Origin of the sequence: Anaerofustis butyriciformans (assembly GCF_036289385.1) — a bacterium.
GTDB classification, from domain to species: Bacteria; Bacillota; Clostridia; order Eubacteriales; family Anaerofustaceae; genus Anaerofustis; species Anaerofustis butyriciformans.
This window is the reverse complement of sequence record NZ_JAYFFH010000001.1, coordinates 202,076-224,724: the sequence shown is the minus strand read 5'-3', so window position 1 is coordinate 224,724 and position 22,649 is coordinate 202,076. Positions and strand designations below refer to the sequence as shown.

Genomic DNA, 22,649 nt, shown 5'->3' with positions numbered 1-22,649 from the left:
ACGATTTTTTCTTTATTATTTTTGAGGTAAGGAAATATTTACCAATTATAAATCTAATGCTTATTACCATAATAAAATTTGTTGTTTATTTTAAAATACTAACTTATAATTTAATTAACGATAAAATGAGGAGAAAAAAATGAATACTTTAATAACAAAGCAAAACAACGATTTTATAATGCCTTTTTCATATGAAATTGTTATTCCTGAAAAAGAAAATGATTTTAACTATGAATATAGCATTCAAGATGAAACAAATCCAAATTTTAATGAAAATTTTAATTTAAAAGACAAAACCGAAAATGATTATATTGATAGTGAATTTTTAGAATATATAGATAACCTTACCAAAACAGATTATATACTATCTGCCGCAAGTGGTCTTTTTTCAGGTGGAATAAGTGCCTTTATTTGTAAAGAATTTTCTTTAGATAATGCTCAAACTATGGGAAAAGAAAAAGCAATAGATATCGTTATTAAAATAGCTAAGTTTAATGGCTTTAAAGGTGATAAAGATGATATCGCCGGAGCAATAAGAACTTTAGAAAAAGCTTATCCATTTGCATCTGACAGCCATACTAATATATATGGTGGAGGCAGACAACATCACTTAAGAGATTTTACGCACCACCCTACAATTACCGGACTTATTTTCTCAATTATCGAACAGTTTTTTAAATATAGCTTTGGAACAGACCCAGATGGTAAATTTATTTTTAAAGAAATTACAGATACAAAATATATAGGTAAAAATATATATGAAAAAATATACTATGCAACTATAAAATGGGCATTCCATTTAATAAGTGATATGGCAGGCTCAAGTAATACACCGGGAGAAGGAACAGGAATTCCGGGACCGATTTTATCTTTTCTAAAAGAAGTATCAACTCTGCCTTTAATACATGAAATAAAAATTAAATATAAAGACGATGAAATAGAATTTTCAAAATTTATATCTAAATTATTTAATGGAACATATTTTGAACATAAATCTAAAGACGATATAATTAAATTTGACCTTAGAACCGAAATGGGAATTGCTTTTCAAATATCAAATCAAGCCATACCGGTAATTATTAATGAATGTATAGTAAGAGGATTTTATTTTATAAAAAGACTTTATATACAAATTAAAATAAACAATATTAAATCACTAAAAGATTTAAAAAAATTAGACCCTAAAACTTTTCTGCCTATAAACAACAGAAACTTAACACATATGATTACTATTTCCTCTGGTGTTTTCTTTACGGTTTCAACTGCAACAGCTGCAGTAAAAGCAGCATATAAAGGAAAAAACAATTTTACAAGACATTTCCTTTTAAATATAAATTATGTTGGAGTAGGACGTTTTACTTTTGCACTTCTTAGTGAAGGAATATATATATTAAAAGATCTAAAAGAAACATACAAAATATATAAACAAAGACAAGATGTACTTTTAAAAGAAACGTTTGATTTTAAAATATATGATTACTTTTCATTAAATGAAAAACAAATGCAAATACTCTTTTCTCTAAAAAAACAAAAAGTTCAATATGATATAAATACAACAAAAGATGATGTAGAAAGAAAAATAAAACAAAAATGGCTTCAACTATGGGAAAAAGATATTAATGAAAATTATAAAAATGAATTAGTTTTACTAAACAAAGACGAAACTTATAATCAAATATCAAATGAAGTTGGAAAAAGTATTGATATTGGCTGGCTTTATCTTATTACAATGGAATTATCTTTGTTTATTCCTTATTATCCAATAAAATCAAAAGAAGAAAAATGGAATAAAGTAATAAAATATAAAAGTAATTTTGAAGAAGAAGAATTTTGCAAATGTCAAATGATTATATCTTATGAAGATTACAAAGCAATATTAAAAGAATATAATAAAAATATTGGAAAGTTAGATAATAAAACAAAAAAAATAATCACAGGAGCAGGTATAACAGCAGTACTAGGAATAGCAACAGGAGGAGTTATTTATTACTTTTCACCTCAAATTGCAGTTTTAATAGCTGGATCATCTTTTGCTAATTTATCTGGAGCAGCCTTAACAAATGCAAGTTTGGCATTTATCGGTGGTGGTTCTCTTGCCGCAGGAGGTTTAGGAATGGCAGGAGGAACGACAATACTTACAGGAGGCGGTGTATTTATAGGTTCGTTAAGTGGAGGAATAACTACATTTTCTACATTAAACTCAATTTCCTCAAAAGATTTGGTATTAAGCGAATGTGCAAAATTTTTAACTTATTGCAGTCTAATCTTAGTAAAAAAACAAAATAACATCGCTATGGTAAAAAATATACAAAAAAGTATTCAAGATAGTATAAATGAATTATCTAATCAACTAAAAATTAATGAACTAATATATAAGGATGAAACAATAATACACCAAAGTAAAAAGCAAAAAATGTATATAAAATATTTTGATAGATGCAATAAAATTCTATTAAATACTTTGAAAGATTGATATAAAGAAAGCCCTAAGCATCCTTAAGGCTTTTTATTTATAATTTTTATTTTTTCTTTTTCATATAAACGATACTTCCACCAATAACGACAACACATACAATAAGTATTACTACCCACATCACCATATTTGAACTATCTCCAGTCCCAGGAGTATTCACATTTGAAGCATTTTGAGAAGAATCATCTGAAGTTCCTTCATCTGGATTCGGGTTATAATTTGGATCAACGGCACCGCATACACTGCATTTTCCGTCAACATAGTTGTGAGCTGTTTTTTCTATAACACTGCCATTTTTAACAACTTCATTGCATACGCTGCATACTTCATCTCCGGTGTATCCTTCAGCAGTGCAAGTTGCTTCTTTCTTGTTTTCTAAAGTAAGAGTATGTTTTTCATCTGTGCTATAAGAACAATTCGTACATGATAATTTATGATATGTATTATCAACATAAACAGCTTCTAAATCATGACTTACACCAAAAGAATCACAATCCCATGTTATAAAATCACCACCAGCTTGTTCTACCCAAGCATTCATAGCTCCTACAAGGGAATCATAAGTCTTACCATCTATTGTAACAGGTGTTTCAAGTTTTCCGTCAATAACTTTGCTTGAATTAGCGATAGTTCCGGGATAAGGACCTTGTCCACCTACAATATCCAATTTATCAGAATAACAATATTGTTTTGTCCCCCCATTTTCATATCCAATTAATCCACCTGAATAATCATGTTTATCTTGAGCGGCTTCTTCCATAAATGTAATATTACTTGAATAACAGTTATTTATAACTGAATTAAATTCATTTATATAACCGATCATACCGCCTCTATATTTCCAATCATTAGTGTTTGCAGACAAGGTAATGTTTGAAACTATAATATTGCTGATATTAGAATTATATGATAATGATGTACTACTATATAAACTACCACATAATCCTCCAACAAATACAGAACTACTTCCATTTCCTTTAATAATAGAATTATCTACTGTTATATTTGAAACTTCACTTCCTGCAAAAAATCCTGCAACTGTTCCGACACATATAGAATCAGAAGAATTTCCTATTTCAACATTACTATTTTCAAACTTTAGATTTTTTACACATCCTTTTAACACACCACCAAAAAATCCAACAGCTTTATTGCCGTTAGTAATACTTTCTATATTTATATTCATATTGCTTATGGTATGATTATCTCCGTCAAAAGTACCTCTAAATAAGTTCTCATTATTATATTCAAGATTAACTCCATTCCAGTGTCCGATAGGTTCCCAGTTATGTCCGGATAAATCAATATCATTTTTTAGGGTTATAGTCCATCCTTCATATGTAATACCATTATTTACTTCATAAGCAAGAAGTCCAAGTTCCTCAGCACTTGTAATTTCTATTGTCTTAGCATCCTCATCTTTACTTGTATAAGCAGATGCACGAATACTATCATCACTCCAATTTAAATCATCAGCCTTAACAAAAGAACTGTTTAAATTTAGTCCACCTAAAACAATAAGGCATGAAACCAATACCGCAAAAATCTTCTTAACCAAAACCTCTTCCTCCAACTAAATTTATAAAATTATTTAATTAAAATATTTTGAAATTCAATGCATTGTTATTTTATCAAAAAACACATTATTTTTTCAAGATTTTTATAATTTCAATTAAATATTTTACATTCTTCATTATATAAGTTTGATTAGATATTTTTATTGTTTAAAAATCGTGTATTTCTTAGTAATTATGTTTTATGTTCTTACATAAATATCATAAAAACATAACCCCATATTTCACTTCTATGTTTATCTATCTTACAAAAAAACATTAAAACACTAATTTTATATTTAATTACAATGTTCCTATTCCTTACATGAAATAATTAAAACAATAACCCCATATTTCACTTCTATCTTCCACTATCTTACATAAAATCATTAAAAAACTACTACTACATTTCACAACCATATCCCACCCCACTACACAAAACCAAATAATTAGTTAGGCTCGTGGTAGCTTTTCCGCCAGTAAAACTCGGGTAGAGTTTTACGTAGGCGTCAAAAGCGTTAAGGCACTTCGCCCAGTGATGTCTTTTTATCCAAATATTTTAACAAAACTTGATTAGTTCTTTAAGAAAAAAATTGAATATTCCCCACCTAACAGGAAATCACAAACTAAATAGGTTTAAGGAGGCGGTAGTGGTCGTTTCAAAAATCTCGGGTAGAGATTTTTCATGAAATCCGAGTGCGTTATAAGCCTTCACGGCGATTGAGTGAAAGCGTTTTTTCCATATTTTTGGGCTTTGGCAAAAATATGGTCGGGTTGTTAAGGGCAGACAGTCCTTAACAATAGGGTTTAAGGGGTTCCCTCCTTTAATGTCGAGTTATTAAGATAGAATCTCTTAAGTTTCCACCACATTACATAAAAACACGAAAAACTATCCCTACATTTCACAACAATGACTCCCTACCTTACATAAACATCATTAAAATACTATCTCACATTAAACGACCATATCCCACCCCACTACATAAAACCAAATAATTAGGCAGGGGTAGCGGTAGCACTCGTTCATAGAAAAATCGGGTAGATTTTTCATGAAATCCGAGTGCGTTATAAGCATTCACGGCGACTGAGTGAAAGCGTTTTTTTCCATATTTTTGGGCTTTGGCAAAAATATGGTCGGGTTGTTAAGGGCAGACAGCCCTTAAAAATAGGGTTTAAGGGGTTCCCTCCTTTAATGTCGAGTTATTAAGATAGAATCTCTTAAGTTTCCACCACATTACATAAAAACACGAAAAACTATCCCTACATTTCACAACAATGACTCCCTACCTTACATAAACATCATTAAAATACTATCTCACACTAAACGACCATATCCCACCCCACTACATAAAACCAAATAATTAGGCAGGGGTAGCGGTAGCACTCGTTCATAGAAAAATCGGGTAGATTTTTCATGAAATCCGAGTGCGTTATAAGCATTCACGGCGACTGAGTGAAAGCGTTTTTTTCCATATTTTTGGGCTTTGGCAAAAATATGGTCGGGTTGTTAAGGGCAGACAGTCCTTAAGTAAGGGTTGTTAAGGGAAAATCCCTTAAATATTTCTTTAAATAAATTTAAAAAATTTGAAAAAAGCCGTTAATTTTTTTTGCGTAAAACATTGTAAAATATAGTTAAAGAAAAAATTTAAAGGAGTTGGGATATGGAAGGTGTAAATTATTTTCCGTTGGATGTGCATTTGGAAGACAAAGTAAATTTAATTGAAGCAGAATTTGGACTTACGGGTTTTGCCGTTTTAATAAAACTCTATCAAAAGATTTACGGCGGAAGTGGTTATTTTACCCTTTGGGATAATGAAGTGGAAATGCTTTTTTCTTCTAAAATAAACATTGATATAAAAAGGCTTAAAAGGATAGTTGAAAAGTGCATCGAAAGGGATATTTTCTCAAAAGATATGTACGATAATTTTTCTATTCTTACATCCAAAGGAATTCAAAAGAGATTTTTTACTATTACAAAAAGGCGCAAAGAAAGCGATGTTAAATGGGATTATATCCTGCTTAACAAAAAAGAAATAAAAGAGCTTAATCTAAAAAAACTTATGGAGCCCGATAAAAAAATTGCATGCAAAAATGACAAAAATGCTAACAAAAAGGATAAAAATGTATGCAACAATGAGGAAAATGCATGCAAAAATGAACAAAGTAAAGTAAAGGAAAGTAAAGTAAATAAAAGTAAAGAAAGTAAAGTAAAAGAAGAAAAGAAAAAATACGGTGATTACGGCAATGTTCTTTTAACAGATAATGAGTATAACGCATTAAGAATGAATGTTAATGATTATAAAAATAAAATAAAAGACCTTGATTATTATATAGGAAGTACTGGAAGAGAGTATAAAAGCCATTATATGACCATACTTTCATGGTCAAGGCGGGATAAATTCAAAAACATAAACAAATCATCTAAAATCGAGATTGAGGCCGATAGAGAATATGAAACTTACAGTGATGAATTAATAAAAGAAATGATGATGGGAGATTGATAAATTATGTTTGATTTTAAAAATGTTGAAGGGCTGTTATATGCTTATCCGATAATAAAAAAAAGCATTGACATAGACAGAGAAACACTAAGGATGTTAGAAGATTATGAAGCAGATATTCAAGCCGTTAAGTATGATGGAGTTAAGGTAGATAAAAGTGATATAAGCAATAATACTCAAAGAGAAGCTCTTGATTTAATAAGTGACAAGGCTTACTTAAATAAAAAAATAAAGAAAAACTCTCTTAAAGCTAAGAGAGTTGAAATGGCTCTTGAAGTGTTAAAGGAAGCGGAAAGGGATATAGTTGTAAAGAAATATTTTGACAGGTATTTGGATTATGAGATTTATGATGATTTATGTATTTCAAAGTCTACATATTACCGAATGAAAAATAATGCCGTTAAAAAGATTGGTGATGTTTTATACTAAGGACAAAGGGGCTTTGCCCCTTAAACCCCACGACTTTTTTACTCGCCTAAAAAACTCGAATAAAAGGGCGCCACTAAGCGTGGAGCCTTAACGCTTTTGACGCCTACGTAAAACTCTACCCGAGTTTTACTGGCGAAAAAGCTACCCTAAGCCTGCCTAATTATTTGGTTTTATATAACAAAGACAAAGGGGCGTTGCCCCTTAAACCCTACTCTTTTTTTGCTTGTCCAAAAAAAGAGGCAAAAAGGACACTTCTATGCGAAGTGCCTTAAACGCTTTTCGATGTCTCGCAAAATGCTACCCGTATTTTACGGACAGAAAAGCTACCACCACCCCAAACTGTTTAATTGGGGTTTATATAATGAAATAGGACATATTAATAAAATATAAGTTTAGTATTTTTATAATGTTTTAAAACTTTTATTTAAAATTAAACTAATAAAAAAACACCTTTTATTAGGTGTTTTAATCTTTATTTAATTCATTTTTTATTTTATAATCTAAATATTTATCATAATCTTTTGACTTTATTATTAAAATAGGACCCGACTTTCCATTTGATAATTCAAAAACAACATCTGAAATTATAGTTTTTGCTTCCTTACCAATATTATCTTCTATCCATTTTTTTGCTTTATCTGGTTGAGAATTTTTATATGGTAATGTTGCACAATATTTTAAATAATCCTCTCCATCTCCTCGTAAAACCATAAACTCAGCATAAGCAACCTCATGTTTTTTATTTGATACAATATAATATGAATAATTGTTTGTAAAACTGCTCCAAGAGTACCCATCATCTGTACTTTGTGTTTTAGGTTTTGGAATACCATTTTCTTCCAAACTAAGAACTATATCATATGCTTGGCTTGATTTAATTGTAGGCATTTCTTTCACTTCTTCTGATTTCTGTTTTTCTTTATCCTTATTATCTTCTTTTATATCAACTTCACTGTCACTTTGTTTTTTATCTTCCACTTCTGTAGATACATTACTATTTATATTATTTCCGTATTGTGAATAATCATTTTCAATCCCAAAAGACATCAAAACTAAAAGTAAGACAATCCCTACAAACCACCACCTCTTATAAAAAGGTTTCTTTACTTTGTTTAATGCTCTGCTCTTTAAATTATTTAATTTTTTCATAATATGTTCCCCTTGTGAAAATTAAAATAATATGACTAAATGCATACTTTTTGTAACACTTATGATATTATTAAATAAAGTAGTTTATAATGTATATATAAATAACATATTGAATATTTAAGTATTATTTTATTCACTGGAATTTTAAATATGTTATGTTACCAAATGTATAGTTAGTTAGAATTTTTTTTATTTATGAAATTAAAAAATATTTATATAAATTAAAAATATAAATAATCAATATATAAATCATCAAAACCATAATCTAAAACTCACACCACTTCAATATATAAAAATATATCTTATATACCCACATCAAATCCATTCCCAACAACTTTTTTACAAAAAAACAGAAACAAATACATAAAAATAAAAAAAGGCTTTATAAGCCTTTTAATACCGATAAAATATTTTTGACAAAATAAAAAAAGTATTGATATCAATACTTCTTAAAAAATGGTGGGCCTTCAGGGACTCGAACCCCGGACCGTCCGGTTATGAGCCGGATGCTCTAACCAACTGAGCTAAAGGCCCTTACCAATAAATAAATAAAAAAAAGAAAATTTGTCAGTGTCCTTTAAAAATTAATGGTCGAGGTGAAGGGACTCGAACCCCCGGCCCCATGGTCCCAAACCACGTACGCTACCAACTGCGCTACACCTCGACTGAACACAAGAGATATAATACAGTAAAACATTAAAAATGTCAAGCAAATTTAAAAACTTTTTTTCTTTTTTTTTCTCCCCTTTCAAAACCCTTTTATAACAAGGATTTTAAAGAAAATTTTTTTTGTTTTTTTTCTTATTTTTAACGTTATTTTTATAAACATTAAAAAAAATATTATAAAAAAAATTTAAATTTTTTTCTTAAATTTTACTTCAAACGTTATCATTAATATAACCTTTTATTTTTAATTATAAAATTTTTTATAAAAAAATAAACCGCGTATAACGGTTTATTTTTCAAATTTATCTTTATAATTTTCAATTGCTTTATTTATTACTTCTTTTGCTTCTTTATCACCAAGCACTTTTTCAACAGTAGTTTCTTTATGTTCAAGTGTTTTGTAAACGCTGAAGAAATGTTGTATTTCATCAAATATATGACTTGGTAAATCATTTAAAGTCATACAGAAATTATAAGTAGGATCATTAAATGGTATAGCTATAATTTTTTCGTCGTTTTCTCCGTCATCTATCATATTAAGTACACCGATAGGATAACATCTTATTAAACTTGTAGGATAGATGTTTTCGCTGCAAAGAACTATTACATCAAGAGGGTCTCCGTCATCTCCGTATGTTCTTGGAATAAAACCGTAATTTCCCGGATAATGTGTTGATGTGTATAAAATTCTATCAACAATAATATGACCTGTTTCTTTATCAAGTTCATATTTTACATTACTTCCCTTTGGAATTTCTATATAAGCAATAAAATCGTCGGCACTAATCCTTTTTGGATCGATATTATGCCAAATAGTGTTTTTGTTCATGTCGCACCTCCCTAAAAATGCCCTTTTTATTTAAGTTTACACTAATAAAATAAAATTGCAATAAAAATTTTTTTAATTTTATATTATATGTTATAATTATTTAAAACATTCAACTTGAACTTTAAGGAGAAAAATATGAATTTTTTAAGCGTCGAAAATACTGCAAACATATTTACAAGATTTTCTCTTTTTCATTTTATATGGATAGGGGTATGTATTCTAATTTGTCTTTTTATGTTTCTTAGAAGAAGAACAATAAGAAGAAATTTTTCAGGAAGATGGTATTATATTTTTATGGCATTTTTTGCATTTTTCTTTGAGATGATATATATCGTCTGGGCATATGCCATAAGTGGAGAACAAAACATCATTTATGCAATCCCCTTTGATTTTACATTTATTGCAATGGTGCTTTCTATATTACTGTTCTTTTCAAGAAAACAAATTTTTTACGATTTGTTTTACTTCATATCCTTCTTTTCAATAATAAATCTTATTTTTGCAGACTTTGGAGGATATGGATATACACACTTTAGATTTTACCAGTTCTTTATATGTAATATCTTCGTTGTGTTTTCACTTATCTATTTTACATTTGTGGATTACCACAACATAAAACATATAAAATCCGTTGTGCATTACGGTGTATTTATATTCTTTGTGCTTTTATTAAATGGACTACTTTCTTTCGTAAGCCAAAAGAACTACATAAACGAAATAATGTGCTATATCCCTGCCAAAATAAATGCCTTTGCGGGTAACTTTGGAAGTGTAGCAATAATTACATTTATATGTATTGCCCTTGCTTTTGTAGCATTCGCACCATGGTATTTGTGGAATAAAGAAAAAGAAAGCGAACATATAGTAAATTAAAAAAGACTTGAAAACAAGTCTTTTTTAATAATATTAAAAGTTAAATAAAACAAAACAGTATATCAACATAATATAAACTTAAATTTCATCATAACACTCAAACTATTTAATATAAAAATGATAAAACACTTAATCCCTATTTCACAACGATATCCCACTCCCTCATATAAAAAGTGTCAAAAAGGAAATCCACATTTCAATTCTGTATTCTATTAATTATATAAAACATATTAAACAAAGTCATAACTTCAATTTAACACCCATGTCCCACTCCACAATATAATAATAAGGTTGGGCAGCGGTAGTGGTCGTTTCAAAAATCTCGGGTAGAGATTTTTAGAAAATCCGACCACGTTATAAGCCCTCACGGCGCTTGAGTGAAAGCCTTTTTCCCATATTTTTGGGCTTTAGCAAAAATATGGCGGGGTTCTTAAGGGGTAGCACCCCTTAAATTTGGGTTATTAAGGGAGAATCCCTTAAAATTCCCACCCCTCTACATAAAACCGAATAATTAGGTCGGCTCGGGGTAGCTTTTCTGTCCGTAAAATACGGGCAGTATTTTGCGAGACATCGAAAAGCGTTATAAGGCACTTCGCCGAGAAGGGTCCTTTTTTACCTCTTTTTTTGGAACAAGCAAAAAAAGAGTGGGGTTTAAGGGGCAACGCCCCTTGATACATTTGCAATAGCGGAAATCGTATCAGAAATAGTGTTTATTACACCAATTAATTCTTTATTTTCTTCATTTTTCTTAATCTCTTTAAGTCTTACTTTAAACTCTGCCATTTCATATTTTGAAAAGTATTTCGTTAAGTTTTTCGTTTCATCTAAAACACAAATAAGATAAACATCTTCCATATTTATGTTTTTCTTACCTGTAATAACATTTTTAATGTTATTTATAAGATAAGTTTTATAATCATCTTTTGGTATGTAAAGAGTTTTTTTACCAAAGAAACCACCCTTTGTTTTTACGACTTTTTTTTCGCTGTAAAGAGATTCTGACACACAGCTTACAAGTTCCTTAAAGTCGTTTCCGGTGCAAAAATCATTTACTGCTTTTTCGATTTTCATTGGCTTTTCTTTTAAATAATCATATAAAGGATAAAGATATGTCAATTTCCCGTAAAGAGGATTAATAACGATAATTTCATTTTTTTCTAACTTTATTATTCCCGAAAATAATAAATCCATAATCCCGGCAGCAACAAAACCCGCATTGGATTCCTTTTGATATAATAAAGGCATATTCCCTTTTTTATCAAGTAAAAGAATAAAATAATCTTTTATAATCGAACTTCTTTCCATAAAAATTCCTCCAAACTCTTTATAAAATTATACCATAAATACATAACACCAAATACAAAACTATAAATTCTAATATACCCAATTATATAAATATCATAAACTACTCCCTCTACATTTAACTACTATGTCCCACCCCTCTACATAAAACCAAATAATTAGGTCGGTTCGGGGTAGCTTTTCTGACAGTAAAACTCGGGTAGAGTTTTACGTAGTCATCGAAAAGCGTTATAAGGCTCCACGCCCAGTGGCGCCCTTTTATCCAAATATTTGGGCGAGCAAATATTTGGTCGGGTTGTTAAGGGCAGACAGCCCTTAAAGAGGGTTTCTTAAGGGGTAGCACCCCTTAAATTTGGGTTGTTAAGGGAGAATCCCTTAAATATCCTACTCCCTCAAAAAAATCATGAAAAACTATCCCTCTATTTCACCATAATGTCCCCCACTATATAGAAAATAATAAGGTTGGGCAGCGGTAGTGGTCGTTTCAAAAATCTCGGGTAGAGATTTTTAGAAAATCCGACCACGTTATAAGCCCTCACGGCGTTTGAGTGAAAGCATTTTGACTGTTTACTGTTTCAAAGAAACAGATGAGTTTTATTCTTATAAAACTCATTAAGCTGAAAGCTTTAAACAACATGAGCGATTTTTTAAGAAAAAATTGCGAATGACATAATTATTAATTTTGCTTTGGAAAAATACTGGTCGCTCTTTAGAGCGAAATATAAAAATACTTTTACCAAAATTTTACATAAGTTATACATTATAAAGCTATTTAAAGAAATTATTTTTCTATAAAATATTAAGGATAAAGGAGAGAAAAATGAAATACGCAATACTTGACATCGGCGCAAACTCAATAAGACTATGCGTCTATGAAGGAACAAAGAATAATTTTAAAACACTTTTTACAAAAAAAGTAATGGCAGGACTTGCTTATTATGTGAAAAATGATGAAATGTCAAATCAAGGAATAATAGAAGCAAGCAACGTCATAAACGAATTTAAAGAACTGGTAAATAATTTCAATATAGAAAATTTCCATATTTTCGCAACCGCATCTTTCAGAAATATAACAAATACAGAATTTGTGGTAGAGGAAATAGAAAAACTTACAGGTGAAACAATAGAAGTAATAAGCGGAGAAGATGAAGCTTTATACGGATTTACAGGTGCAAAACTTAAAGTTAAGGCTAAAAGCGGAATTGTTATAGATATTGGAGGAGGAAGTACAGAAATTGTAGACTTTGAAAAAGATAAAGTAAATTATGCACAAAGTCTTCCAATAGGCTCCCTAAACCTATATTCAATGTATGTAAGCGAATTTCTTCCGACGGAAAAAGAACAAAGAAACATAAAAAACAAAATACAAAAAATTTTAAAAGATGTTGATATTAAACAAACTAATACTATCTGTGGTGTAGGCGGAACAATAAAAGCAGCATTAAAATTAACAAATTCTTATTTTAAATTAAATAAGGATAACACAATCATAAAAAGAGAACAAATGGAAGAAATAAAAAAAATACTTTTAAATAAACCGCAAAAAGCAAAAAATATCATAATAAAAGCTTGTCCCGATAGAGTTCATACAATAATACCGGGCATTTTAATAGTTGATGAAATACTAAAAAGAACAAACGCAAAAGAAATTGTAGTAAGCAAATACGGAGTAAGAGAGGGGTACCTATGTCAAAAGATTATGCAGTAGAAAAAATTATAAAAGATACAACCTGTACTCAAAACAGAGAACTAAGCTGGCTTAGATTTAATCAAAGAGTTTTGGAAGAAGCAATGGACGAAACCGTTCCCCTTCTTGAAAGACTAAAATTTATTTCCATTTTTACAAGTAACTTGGATGAATTCTTCATGGTAAGAGTAGGCAGCCTTGTAGATTTAATGCTACTTAGCAATAAAGATACAATTGACAATAAAACCGGCTGGAGTCCCAAAGAACAGCTTGAAGCAATATTTAACTCAATACCTCCTTTAATGGAAAAAAGAGACGAAGCATTTAGAACAGTATCCATGGAATTAAGACAAAGAGGCATTTATGACCTTTCTTTTGATGAACTTTCAAAAGAAGAAGAAAAGGATATAAACAAATACTTTGAATACTACATAAACCCTATTTTGTCTCCTCAAATTGTAGATAACAGACACCCTATCCCACATCTTAAAAACAGAAGACTATACATAGCTTCAATATTAAAAACAAAGAAAGACAAAACCGTACTTGGAATAATCCCAATCCCGTCATCTCTTCCAAGAATATTACCTAGTAAAGAAAACAAAAATAGATATATACGAATAGAAAACGTAATAATGGAACATATTGATAAAATATTTGATATATATGAAGTGGTTTCAAGCAATATTATTTCTGTTACAAGAAATGCCGATATAAGTTATGATGATGATAAATTTGAAGATAACGAACATGATTATCTTGACCATATGAATAAACTTCTTAAAAAAAGAGATTGGCTGTTACCAGTAAGACTTGAAATTCAAGGTATATATAACGATAACCTAACGGAAATTTTAAGAAGCTTTTTAAAGATAGAAAAAAATCAAATTTTCTACAGCCTTTACCCTATTAAACTTGAATATGTATACGGTATAGAACATATGGTTTCACCTCTGTTAAAAAGCGAACTTACTTACCCCAAATTAAACGCAAGACAGTGGGAAAGTTTAAATCCTAAAAAAAGCATAATAGAGCAAATAAGACATAAAGACGTTTTACTATTCTTCCCATTTGAAAAAATAGACCCATTCTTAGCACTCCTTGAAGAAGCAGGAAAAGACCCAAACGTGCTTTCAATAAAGATAACCATATATCGTCTTGCAAGTGACTCAAAAGTCGCTAATTTGCTTTTAAAAGCCGCTGAAAACGGAAAAGAAGTAACAGTATTAATGGAGCTTAGAGCAAGGTTTGACGAAAAGCATAATATACTTTGGGCAGAAAGATTAAGCGAAGCAGGATGCAGGGTAATATATGGAGAAGAGGGCTTTAAATGCCATTCAAAAATATGCCTTATTACAAGAAAAGATAAAAACACAATTGAATATATTACTCAAATCGGAACGGGAAACTATAACGAAAAAACAGCAGCAATGTATACAGACTTAAGCCTTATAACAATGAATAAGGATATAGGAAAAGATGCAACAAACTTCTTTCAAAATATGCTAATCGGAAACTTAAAGGGTAACTATGAAACATTGCTTGTTGCTCCAAATTCTCTAAAACAAAATATACTTAAATTTATGGATGAAGAGATAGAAAAAGGAATCAATGGAAGAATAATAATGAAAGCCAATTCCCTAACGGATATTGATGTAATATATAAACTTATAGAAGCATCTAAGGCAGGAGTTAAAATTCAAATGATCATAAGAGGTATATGCTGTATAAGACCCGGAATATACAATAAAACCGACAATATTTCCATCTCAAGCATTGTAGGAAGATTTTTGGAACATTCTAGAATTTATGTTTTCGGAAGTGGAGAAGATAAAAGAATGTTTATATCTTCTGCGGACCTCATGACAAGGAACTTAGATAAAAGAGTTGAAATAGCCTGCCCGATATTTGACTATAACATAAGAAATCAAATTGATGAAATACTTGAAATAATACTAAGGGATAACGTAAAAGCAAGAGTACTTCAAACAGACGACACATATAGAAAGAAAGACCCATTCGGAATGGAAATGATAGACTCACAAGATTGGTTTTTAAATAATTCCCTTAAAACATATAAAAAAGAAAAAGAAAATAATAACAAACTAACGGACTTTTTCAAAAATATTTTTAATAAATAACGATTTTATCGGTTAACCCGTTAAAATATATACCCCATAAATACTCTTAAAAAGGAAACAAAAGTTTCCTTTTTTTATGTATATTTAAATATTTTTAACTGTATTTCAAATTAATAAGTGAAATAAAATACAAGAACGTACAGATTTTAATTAAAAATTTTAGAATAAAATAATTTTAAATGTATTTTCAAAAAAAACACATTACTAAAAACAATAAATTAATTACTTTTCTAAAAAAACTATCTAATATAATTATCATAAAACTACTAAACCTCTATTTCACTTCCATGTCCACGCTCTAACATTAAAAAGAAAAACTAAACCTTTATTTCACTTCCATGTCATACCCCATCACATAATATGAAACATTAAAAAACTAAACTTAAATTTCACTTATATGTCCCACCCCACTACATAAAACCGAATAATTAGGTCGGTTCGGGGTAGCTTTTCTGACAGTAAAACTCGGGTAGAGTTTTACCCAGTCATCGAAAAGCGTTATAAGGCTCCACGCCCAGTGGCGTCCTTTTATCCAAATATTTGGGCGAGCAAATATTTGGTCGGGTTGTTAAGGGAGAATCCCTTAAGTTTCCCACACACTAACATAAAACCATAAAAATAAATCTATAATTTTACAACTTTGTTCCCCCACCCTTTAATAAAACATATAAACAGGTCAGGCTTAGGGTAGCTTTTCTGACAGTAAAACGCGGGTAGAGTTTTACGCAGTCATCGAAAAGCGTTATAAGGCTCTTCGCCGAGAAGTGTCCTTTTTACCTCTTTTTTTGGACAAGCAAAAAAAGAGTGGGGTTTTTAAGGGGCAAAGCCCCTTGATATTCACGGCGTTTGAGTGAAAGCATTTTTTCCATATTTTTGGGCTTCGGCAAAAATATGGCGGGGTTCTTAAGGGGTAGCACCCCTTAAATTTGGGTTTTAAGGGGCAAAGCCCCTTTTATTTATTTTTATGACAACTATCCTTATACATACACCCTTCACACCCGCCGCTGCATTTACCTTTGTTTTTTATGCTTTTATAAAGAGCAAAGATAAAAAGTATTATAAGTATTAAAGCTACAACATAAGAATTAAAATTCATACTTTTCTCCTATTCTATAAATATATTGTACCCCTTAAAAAAATAAAGTAAATCTATTTTTATAAAATATAATATAAATATTTTATTAATTTTATACTATTTTGTAATTATCAATATCTATAACATCCTAACAATCATATACCAATATTTAATATTATCTTATATGTATTAATGTTTTCATTACATATTATTCAATTAACTTTATAAAAAAAAGAGCAGATTTTACTACTCTTTAGAATCTACCCACATTAAAACCTTTTTACAATTTGGACAGTGCCATGCTTTTTGCTCTTCCATTTTTAAAGGAATTGTAATGGTTTTTCTAAACATGGCTTTAAATCCTTTTTTCTCCGCTTCCTTTTTTGAAATAAACTCGTTCCATACTCCAAGGGCTAAACTATAAGCAATTACAATTCCTTCTTCCATTTCTAATCCACAATCAAGACATTTCATTTATTAAACTCACCTTTTACAATTTCCCAAATTATACCATAATAAAAGATGAATTCTCCTTTTGTAAAAAAGTCTTAATATACTTTTAAGAATTAATATACTTAATATATTTATTAGTTTTTTATACAAACTTTTCATTTTAAATACTATTTTGAAATAACTCTCTATTTAAAACAAAAACTTACAACTTTATTACAAATATTACAAGTTAATTAAATAAACGATAATTCGTTGACAATTAATCAAAAATATTATATATTCAAGTTGTAATTAGAATCATTCTAATTTAAGAGCAAAATATATAAATATATTCGTTAAAAACACTTTTGATGTATGTTTATATAAATAAATTAATGGGTAAAAATGATAAACATAACATTTAATAAAATCTAATATTAACTTTTAAGGTAAAAACAAAAAAATAGAATTTATATAAAGCATAGCGAAAGTGTTACAAATAATAAAACTCATGATTAAACCATGAGAAAAAATTTAAACATATAAAGGAGGTAAAAAAATGAGAAGTATTACAACATTAGACTTACAGTACGCACACAGATTTTACGGTTTTAAAGGAGAGGCACAATATCTTCATGGACATACAGGAGTTTTAACAATAGAAGTTGAAGATTCAATCGAAGAAGGAGTAAACATGGTTTTCCCTTGTAACGAAATCCAAAAAACAGCTTGGGAAGTTTTAAAAAACTTTGACCATGCACTAATTCTAAGAGAAGATGACCCGCTTTTACCTGCAGTTTTGGACGTTTATGAAAAACAAGGTATAAAAGACGGTTCACCACAAAATCAAATGAAAGGACCTAAATTTGAAACTGAGCTTGCAAAAGCATATCCACAATGTCGCCTAGTTGTAACTAAGGAAACATTGACAGTTGAAGGAATGATAAAAATCGTATACGATTTATTAAAAGATAAACTTAACATTGCAAAAATTACATTTACAAGCGGTGTAAATGCAGCAAGCGAAGAATTTGAAACTAAAAATAATATCGAACGTTGCCCACTTTGCGGAATAGCACTAAACGAAAAAGGCATATGTCCAAAATGTGGATATAAAAAAGCATAATAAACTTAAAAATACGATATAAAACTCTAATGTATGATATATCAAAACTTATATTAATAAATAATAAAAACATATCTAACAACACTCTATGTATTAATACAAATATATAACTAAAACACTACTCCGATTAATATAAAAAGCAACTTGTAATTGTTATATAAATCCATAATAAAATTTAATAAATTGATAAAAGTTATATATTTGTAGACACAAAAAGACCGGTATAAAATCCGGTCTTTTTTTTAATAATAATAGATTATATAAACATTTTAATTAGAAACTACATTTCTCCACAATCCCCCACTCCCTCACATAAAAACAATTAAACTTAAATTTACTATACTACTTCATTACATAAGAAATATAAAAAATTAAATCTTTATTTCACTCCTACCCTATAACTTAACATAAACATCATCAAAATATAACCCTTATTTCACTTCTATGCCCCACTACCTTACATAAAAAGCTAAATTAGTAGGGATAGCGGTAGCACTCGTTCATAAAAAAATCGGGTAGATTTTTCATGAAATCCGAGTGCGTATAAGCCCTCACGGCGCTTGAGTGAAAGCATTTTGTCCAGTATTTTTTTGCTTCGGAAAAATACTGGTCGCTCTTTAGAGCGAAACCCTAAAACTCCACGCCCAGTGGCGCCATTTTATTCGACTTTTTTAGGCGAGTAAAAAAGTCGTGGGGTTTTTAAGGGGCAAAGCCCCTTAATATCGGGTTTTAGGGGTGAAACCCCTAATAAAAAGACACTGCATAAGCAGTGCCTTTTAATTTTTGAGAATATATTATTCTTGTTCAGCTAATTGTTTGTAACCTAAGTATCTGTTTAAAGCATCTTCTTTATTCTTTTCGAATAATTCGTCAGCTTTATCAGGATATTGTCTTGCAAGGTTAGCGTATCTTCTTTCACCTTTAAGGAAGTCAATGAATCCTTCCATGTTAGGTTCTTTGCTGTCTAAGATAAATGGATTTTTACCTTCAGCGATTAGATCTGGGTTGTATCTGAATAGATGCCAATATCCAACTTCAACAGCTTTTTTAGCTTCACTTCCGGCTTTAGTCATGTTAATACCATGGTTGATACATGGAGAGTAAGCGATGATTAAAGATGGACCGTTGTGAGCTTCAGCTTCTTTGATAGCTTTGATTAATTGGTTTTTGTCAGCACCGATTGAAACTTGTGCTACATATACATAACCATATGTTTTAGCCATCATACCTAAATCTTTCTTCTTAGTTTTCTTACCAGAAGCAGCGAATTCAGCGATTGCAGCAGCTGGAGTAGCTTTAGAAGATTGACCACCTGTATTTGAGTAAACTTCTGTATCGAATACTAATACGTTAACGTCTTCGTTTGATGCAAGTACATGATCAAGTCCGCCGTAACCGATGTCGTATGACCAACCGTCTCCACCAAGAATCCAGAATGATTTTTTAACTAATTGATCTTTGTTTGCTAATACATATTTAGCATTTTCATTGTCACATCCGCAAGCTTCTAATGCTTCAACTAATTTAGCACTGGCTTCTTTGCTTTCTTCACCTTGGTCTTTAACTTCTAACCAAGCTTTAGCAGCATCTTTAACTTCAGCTTTTACAGCGTCGTCAGCGATTAATGCTTCTAATTTATGAGCGATTGTTTTTCTCATTTTCTTAACGCCAAGCATCATACCGAAACCAAATTCAGCGTTATCTTCGAATAATGAGTTAGCCCATGCAGGACCTTGTCCTTTTTCGTTTGTTGTGTAAGGAGTTGTAGGAGCTGATGCACCCCAGATTGAAGAACAACCTGTAGCATTTGCAACATACATTCTATCTCCGTATAATTGTGTAACTAATTTAGCAACCGGTGTTTCAACACAACCTGCACAAGCGCCTGAGAATTCAAGTAATGGTTGTTCGAATTGAGAACCTTTTACAGTAAATTTGTTTACGTTAATATCTTTCTTAGAAAGAGTCATAGCGTAATCCCAACATTTACCTTCTTCTTCAAGAACTTCTCCGATAGGTACCATTTTGATTGCACCTGTTGGACAAGTTTCAACACATTGACCACAACCTAAGCAGTCATAAGAAGAAACTTGGATTCTGTATTCATAACCTTCAACTCCAGGACCTTTAGAAGCGATTGTATCAAATCCTTCAGGAGCGTTAGCTTTTTCTTCTTCATTTAATAAGAAAGGTCTGATTGTTGCATGTGGACATACATATGAACATTGGTTACATTGGATACATTTTTCAGCTTCCCATACAGGTACGTTAACAGCAGCACCTCTTTTTTCGTATTTAGCTGTTCCAGCTGGGAATGTACCGTCTTCATAACCGTTGAATGCAGATACAGGAAGTGTATCACCTTTTTGAGCGTTCATAACGTCACATACTTTTTCAACGAATTCAGTTCTTTCAGGTTTAGCAGGAGCTTCGTTGTCAGCTGTTTTCCAGCTTTCAGGAACATCGATTTTAACTAATTCGCTAACACCGTTTTCGATAGCAGCGATGTTCATGTTAACAACTTTGTCACCTTTTTTACCATATGTTTTCTTAACTGAGTCTTTAAGTAAAGCTTCAGCTTTATCGTAAGGCATAACTTCAGATAATTTGAAGAATGCAGCTTGCATAATCATGTTTGTTCTTCTACCAAGACCGATTTCTTCAGCAATCTTTGTAGCGTTGATTGTGTAGAACCTAATATTGTTGTTAGCAATAGTTTGTTTCATTTCTTTTGGTAGATGTTTTTCAAGGTCGTCCATATCCCAAACAGTGTTTAATAAGAATACTCCGCCTGGTTTAATGTCGCTTACTAAGTCATAGTTTTCAGCATATGCTTGTGTAGAACAAGATACGAAATCAGCATCAGCGATTAAGTATGTTGATTTAATTGGTTTTTCACCGAATCTTAAGTGAGATACTGTAACCCCACCAGATTTTTTAGAGTCATATGCGAAGTAACCTTGAGCATACATATCTGTGTTATCACCGATAATTTTGATTGCAGATTTGTTAGCACCTACAGTACCGTCTGAACCAAGACCCCAGAATTTACAAGAAACTGTTCCTTCTGGAACTGTGATAATATCTTCTTTAACTTCTAATGATTTGTTAGTAACGTCATCAACGATACCGATTGTGAAATCATTTTTAGGTTCGTCAGCTTTTAAGTTGTCATAAACTGCTTTAATGTGAGATGGTGTAGTATCTTTACTACCAAGACCGTAAATACCACCAACGATTAAAGGAGCGTTTTCTTTACCATAGAAAGCATCTTTGATGTCTAAGTAAAGTGGTTGTCCTGAAGCACCAGGTTCTTTTGTTCTGTCTAATACAGCAATTCTCTTAACTGATTTAGGAAGAACTTCGAACATGTATTCTGGAGCCCATGGTCTATATAAGTGAACTTTTAATAAACCAACTTTTTCGCCGTTTGCGTTTAAGTAATCAACTGTTTCTTCAACAGCTTCACAAACAGAACCCATAGCTACGATGATGTCTTCAGCGTCAGCAGCACCATAGTAGTTGAAAGGTTTGTAATCTCTTCCTGTGATTTTGCTGATTTCTTTCATGTAGTCAGCAACGATACCAGGGATAGCTTCATAGAATTTGTTAGAAGCTTCTCTTGCTTGGAAGAAGATTTCAGGTCCTTGACATGTACCTCTTGTTACAGGATGTTCAGGATTTAGTGCATGATTTTTAAATTCTTGAACTGCATCATAATCAACTAATTTAGCTAATTCTTCATAAGGCATTTCTTCGATTTTTTGAATTTCATGACTTGTTCTGAAACCATCAAAGAAGTGTACGAAAGGAACTTTACCTTTAATAGCACTTAAGTGAGCAACACTTGCAAGGTCCATAACTTCTTGTACAGAGTTAGAGCAAAGCATAGCAAAACCAGTTTGTCTTGTAGCCATAACGTCTGTGTGATCCCCGAAAATGTTAAGAGCGTGAGATGCTAAACATCTAGCTGATACATGGAAAACGCCTGGAAGTAATTCACCAGCGATTTTGTACATGTTAGGAATCATAAGTAGTAAACCTTGTGATGCTGTGTATGTGCTTGTTAGAGCACCTGATGCTAAAGAACCGTGAACTGCACCTGCAGCACCAGCTTCTGATTGAAGTTCAATAACATCAACAGTTTCACCAAATAAGTTTTTCTTTCCAGCAGCTGACCATTCATCAACGCATTCAGCCATTGGAGAAGATGGTGTGATTGGGTAAATACCAGCTACTTCAGTAAATGCATAAGAGCAATAAGCAGCGGCAGTATTACCGTCCATTGTTTTCATTGTTTTAGCCATAATATAATATATCCTCCCAAAAATTTATCTAAAAATTATATTATATATATTTTACATCTAATCCATTATAATAAATAATAATTAAAAAATAAAGGATAATTTAAAA

Annotated in this window: 14 protein-coding genes and 2 tRNA genes; 7 read left to right on the top strand and 9 right to left on the bottom strand. The window is 30.8% G+C overall.

All coding sequences use genetic code 11. The features are described 5' to 3' along the window. Positions 1-139: 139 nt before the first annotated feature. Positions 140-2,473 (top strand): hypothetical protein, encoded by a 2,334-nt coding sequence (locus tag V2W16_RS01095; RefSeq protein WP_329380090.1) that lies wholly within the window; start codon positions 140-142, stop codon positions 2,471-2,473. Between the two features lie 46 nt (positions 2,474-2,519). Here the strand turns inward: V2W16_RS01095 and V2W16_RS01090 are convergent, their stop codons facing one another. After that, a complete protein-coding gene (locus tag V2W16_RS01090) occupies positions 2,520-4,031 on the bottom strand; it encodes a hypothetical protein (protein ID WP_329380087.1) in 1,512 nt (503 codons plus the stop codon). Between the two features lie 1,656 nt (positions 4,032-5,687). On the opposite strand from V2W16_RS01090, the gene V2W16_RS01085 reads away from it, so the two are divergent. Both V2W16_RS01085 and V2W16_RS01080 read left to right on the top strand, forming a co-directional pair. Continuing rightward, positions 5,688-6,527, top strand: a complete 840-nt coding sequence (locus V2W16_RS01085; protein WP_138269412.1) for a DUF4373 domain-containing protein — start codon at positions 5,688-5,690, stop codon at positions 6,525-6,527. Positions 6,528-6,533: 6 nt separating this feature from the next. Beyond that, a complete protein-coding gene (locus V2W16_RS01080) occupies positions 6,534-6,956 on the top strand; it encodes a DUF1492 domain-containing protein (protein ID WP_138269413.1) in 423 nt (140 codons plus the stop codon). Between the two features lie 465 nt (positions 6,957-7,421). Here V2W16_RS01080 and V2W16_RS01075 read toward each other — a convergent pair whose 3' ends face one another. The 4 genes from V2W16_RS01075 to V2W16_RS01060 all read right to left on the bottom strand — a co-directional run bounded on the left by V2W16_RS01075 (position 7,422) and on the right by V2W16_RS01060 (position 9,600). Next, positions 7,422-8,105, bottom strand: coding sequence for a calponin homology domain-containing protein (locus V2W16_RS01075; protein ID WP_329380082.1), 684 nt, complete (start codon positions 8,103-8,105; stop codon positions 7,422-7,424). Positions 8,106-8,562: 457 nt separating this feature from the next. After that, positions 8,563-8,639 (bottom strand) — tRNA-Ile (locus V2W16_RS01070). A gap of 54 nt (positions 8,640-8,693) precedes the next feature. Continuing rightward, a tRNA-Pro gene (locus V2W16_RS01065) sits at positions 8,694-8,769 on the bottom strand. 291 nt (positions 8,770-9,060) lie between these two features. After that, positions 9,061-9,600, bottom strand: coding sequence for an inorganic diphosphatase (locus tag V2W16_RS01060; protein WP_329380080.1), 540 nt, complete (start codon positions 9,598-9,600; stop codon positions 9,061-9,063). Positions 9,601-9,735: 135 nt separating this feature from the next. On the opposite strand from V2W16_RS01060, the gene V2W16_RS01055 reads away from it, so the two are divergent. Then, the gene (locus V2W16_RS01055) at positions 9,736-10,473 is read left to right on the top strand and encodes a TMEM164 family acyltransferase (RefSeq protein WP_253229358.1); all 738 of its coding nucleotides are present in this window, start codon (positions 9,736-9,738) and stop codon (positions 10,471-10,473) included. Positions 10,474-11,124: 651 nt separating this feature from the next. Here the strand turns inward: V2W16_RS01055 and V2W16_RS01050 are convergent. Beyond that, positions 11,125-11,778: a GPP34 family phosphoprotein gene (locus V2W16_RS01050; RefSeq protein WP_329380074.1), complete on the bottom strand. Its 654-nt coding sequence runs from the start codon at positions 11,776-11,778 to the stop codon at positions 11,125-11,127. A gap of 817 nt (positions 11,779-12,595) precedes the next feature. On the opposite strand from V2W16_RS01050, the gene V2W16_RS01045 reads away from it, so the two are divergent. Both V2W16_RS01045 and ppk1 read left to right on the top strand, forming a co-directional pair. Then, a complete protein-coding gene (locus V2W16_RS01045; protein ID WP_329380071.1) occupies positions 12,596-13,483 on the top strand; it encodes a Ppx/GppA phosphatase family protein in 888 nt (295 codons plus the stop codon). Beyond that, positions 13,462-15,603 carry a polyphosphate kinase 1 gene (gene ppk1, locus V2W16_RS01040; RefSeq protein WP_329380068.1) on the top strand — a complete coding sequence of 714 codons (2,142 nt, stop codon included), beginning with the start codon at positions 13,462-13,464 and terminating at the stop codon, positions 15,601-15,603. The genes V2W16_RS01045 and ppk1 overlap by 22 nt, the downstream gene beginning before the upstream one ends. Before the next feature lie 952 nt (positions 15,604-16,555). On the opposite strand, the gene V2W16_RS01035 is transcribed toward ppk1, so the two are convergent. After that, entirely contained in the window at positions 16,556-16,699 is a 144-nt protein-coding gene (locus V2W16_RS01035; protein ID WP_329380065.1) for a FeoB-associated Cys-rich membrane protein, read from the bottom strand. Positions 16,700-16,924: 225 nt separating this feature from the next. Next, positions 16,925-17,152, bottom strand: a complete 228-nt coding sequence (locus V2W16_RS01030) for a PF20097 family protein (RefSeq protein ID WP_329380062.1) — start codon at positions 17,150-17,152, stop codon at positions 16,925-16,927. 517 nt (positions 17,153-17,669) lie between these two features. Between V2W16_RS01030 and V2W16_RS01025 the strand changes: the two genes are divergently transcribed. Then, on the top strand, positions 17,670-18,236 hold the full coding sequence (locus V2W16_RS01025; protein ID WP_329380058.1) for a 6-pyruvoyl trahydropterin synthase family protein: 567 nt from the start codon (positions 17,670-17,672) through the stop codon (positions 18,234-18,236). 794 nt (positions 18,237-19,030) lie between these two features. On the opposite strand, the gene nifJ is transcribed toward V2W16_RS01025, so the two are convergent. After that, positions 19,031-22,543 (bottom strand): pyruvate:ferredoxin (flavodoxin) oxidoreductase, encoded by a 3,513-nt coding sequence (gene nifJ, locus V2W16_RS01020; RefSeq protein ID WP_329380055.1) that lies wholly within the window; start codon positions 22,541-22,543, stop codon positions 19,031-19,033. Positions 22,544-22,649 lie beyond the last annotated feature (106 nt).

Coding starts and splice junctions, on each gene's coding strand:
- V2W16_RS01095 (WP_329380090.1), top strand. CDS start 140: ATGAATACTTTAATAACAAAGCAAAACAACGATTTTATAATGCCTTTT.
- V2W16_RS01085 (WP_138269412.1), top strand. CDS start 5,688: ATGGAAGGTGTAAATTATTTTCCGTTGGATGTGCATTTGGAAGACAAA.
- V2W16_RS01080 (WP_138269413.1), top strand. CDS start 6,534: ATGTTTGATTTTAAAAATGTTGAAGGGCTGTTATATGCTTATCCGATA.
- V2W16_RS01075 (WP_329380082.1), bottom strand. CDS start 8,105: ATGAAAAAATTAAATAATTTAAAGAGCAGAGCATTAAACAAAGTAAAG.
- V2W16_RS01060 (WP_329380080.1), bottom strand. CDS start 9,600: ATGAACAAAAACACTATTTGGCATAATATCGATCCAAAAAGGATTAGT.
- V2W16_RS01055 (WP_253229358.1), top strand. CDS start 9,736: ATGAATTTTTTAAGCGTCGAAAATACTGCAAACATATTTACAAGATTT.
- V2W16_RS01050 (WP_329380074.1), bottom strand. CDS start 11,778: ATGGAAAGAAGTTCGATTATAAAAGATTATTTTATTCTTTTACTTGAT.
- V2W16_RS01045 (WP_329380071.1), top strand. CDS start 12,596: ATGAAATACGCAATACTTGACATCGGCGCAAACTCAATAAGACTATGC.
- ppk1 (WP_329380068.1), top strand. CDS start 13,462: ATGTCAAAAGATTATGCAGTAGAAAAAATTATAAAAGATACAACCTGT.
- V2W16_RS01035 (WP_329380065.1), bottom strand. CDS start 16,699: ATGAATTTTAATTCTTATGTTGTAGCTTTAATACTTATAATACTTTTT.
- V2W16_RS01030 (WP_329380062.1), bottom strand. CDS start 17,152: ATGAAATGTCTTGATTGTGGATTAGAAATGGAAGAAGGAATTGTAATT.
- V2W16_RS01025 (WP_329380058.1), top strand. CDS start 17,670: ATGAGAAGTATTACAACATTAGACTTACAGTACGCACACAGATTTTAC.
- nifJ (WP_329380055.1), bottom strand. CDS start 22,543: ATGGCTAAAACAATGAAAACAATGGACGGTAATACTGCCGCTGCTTAT.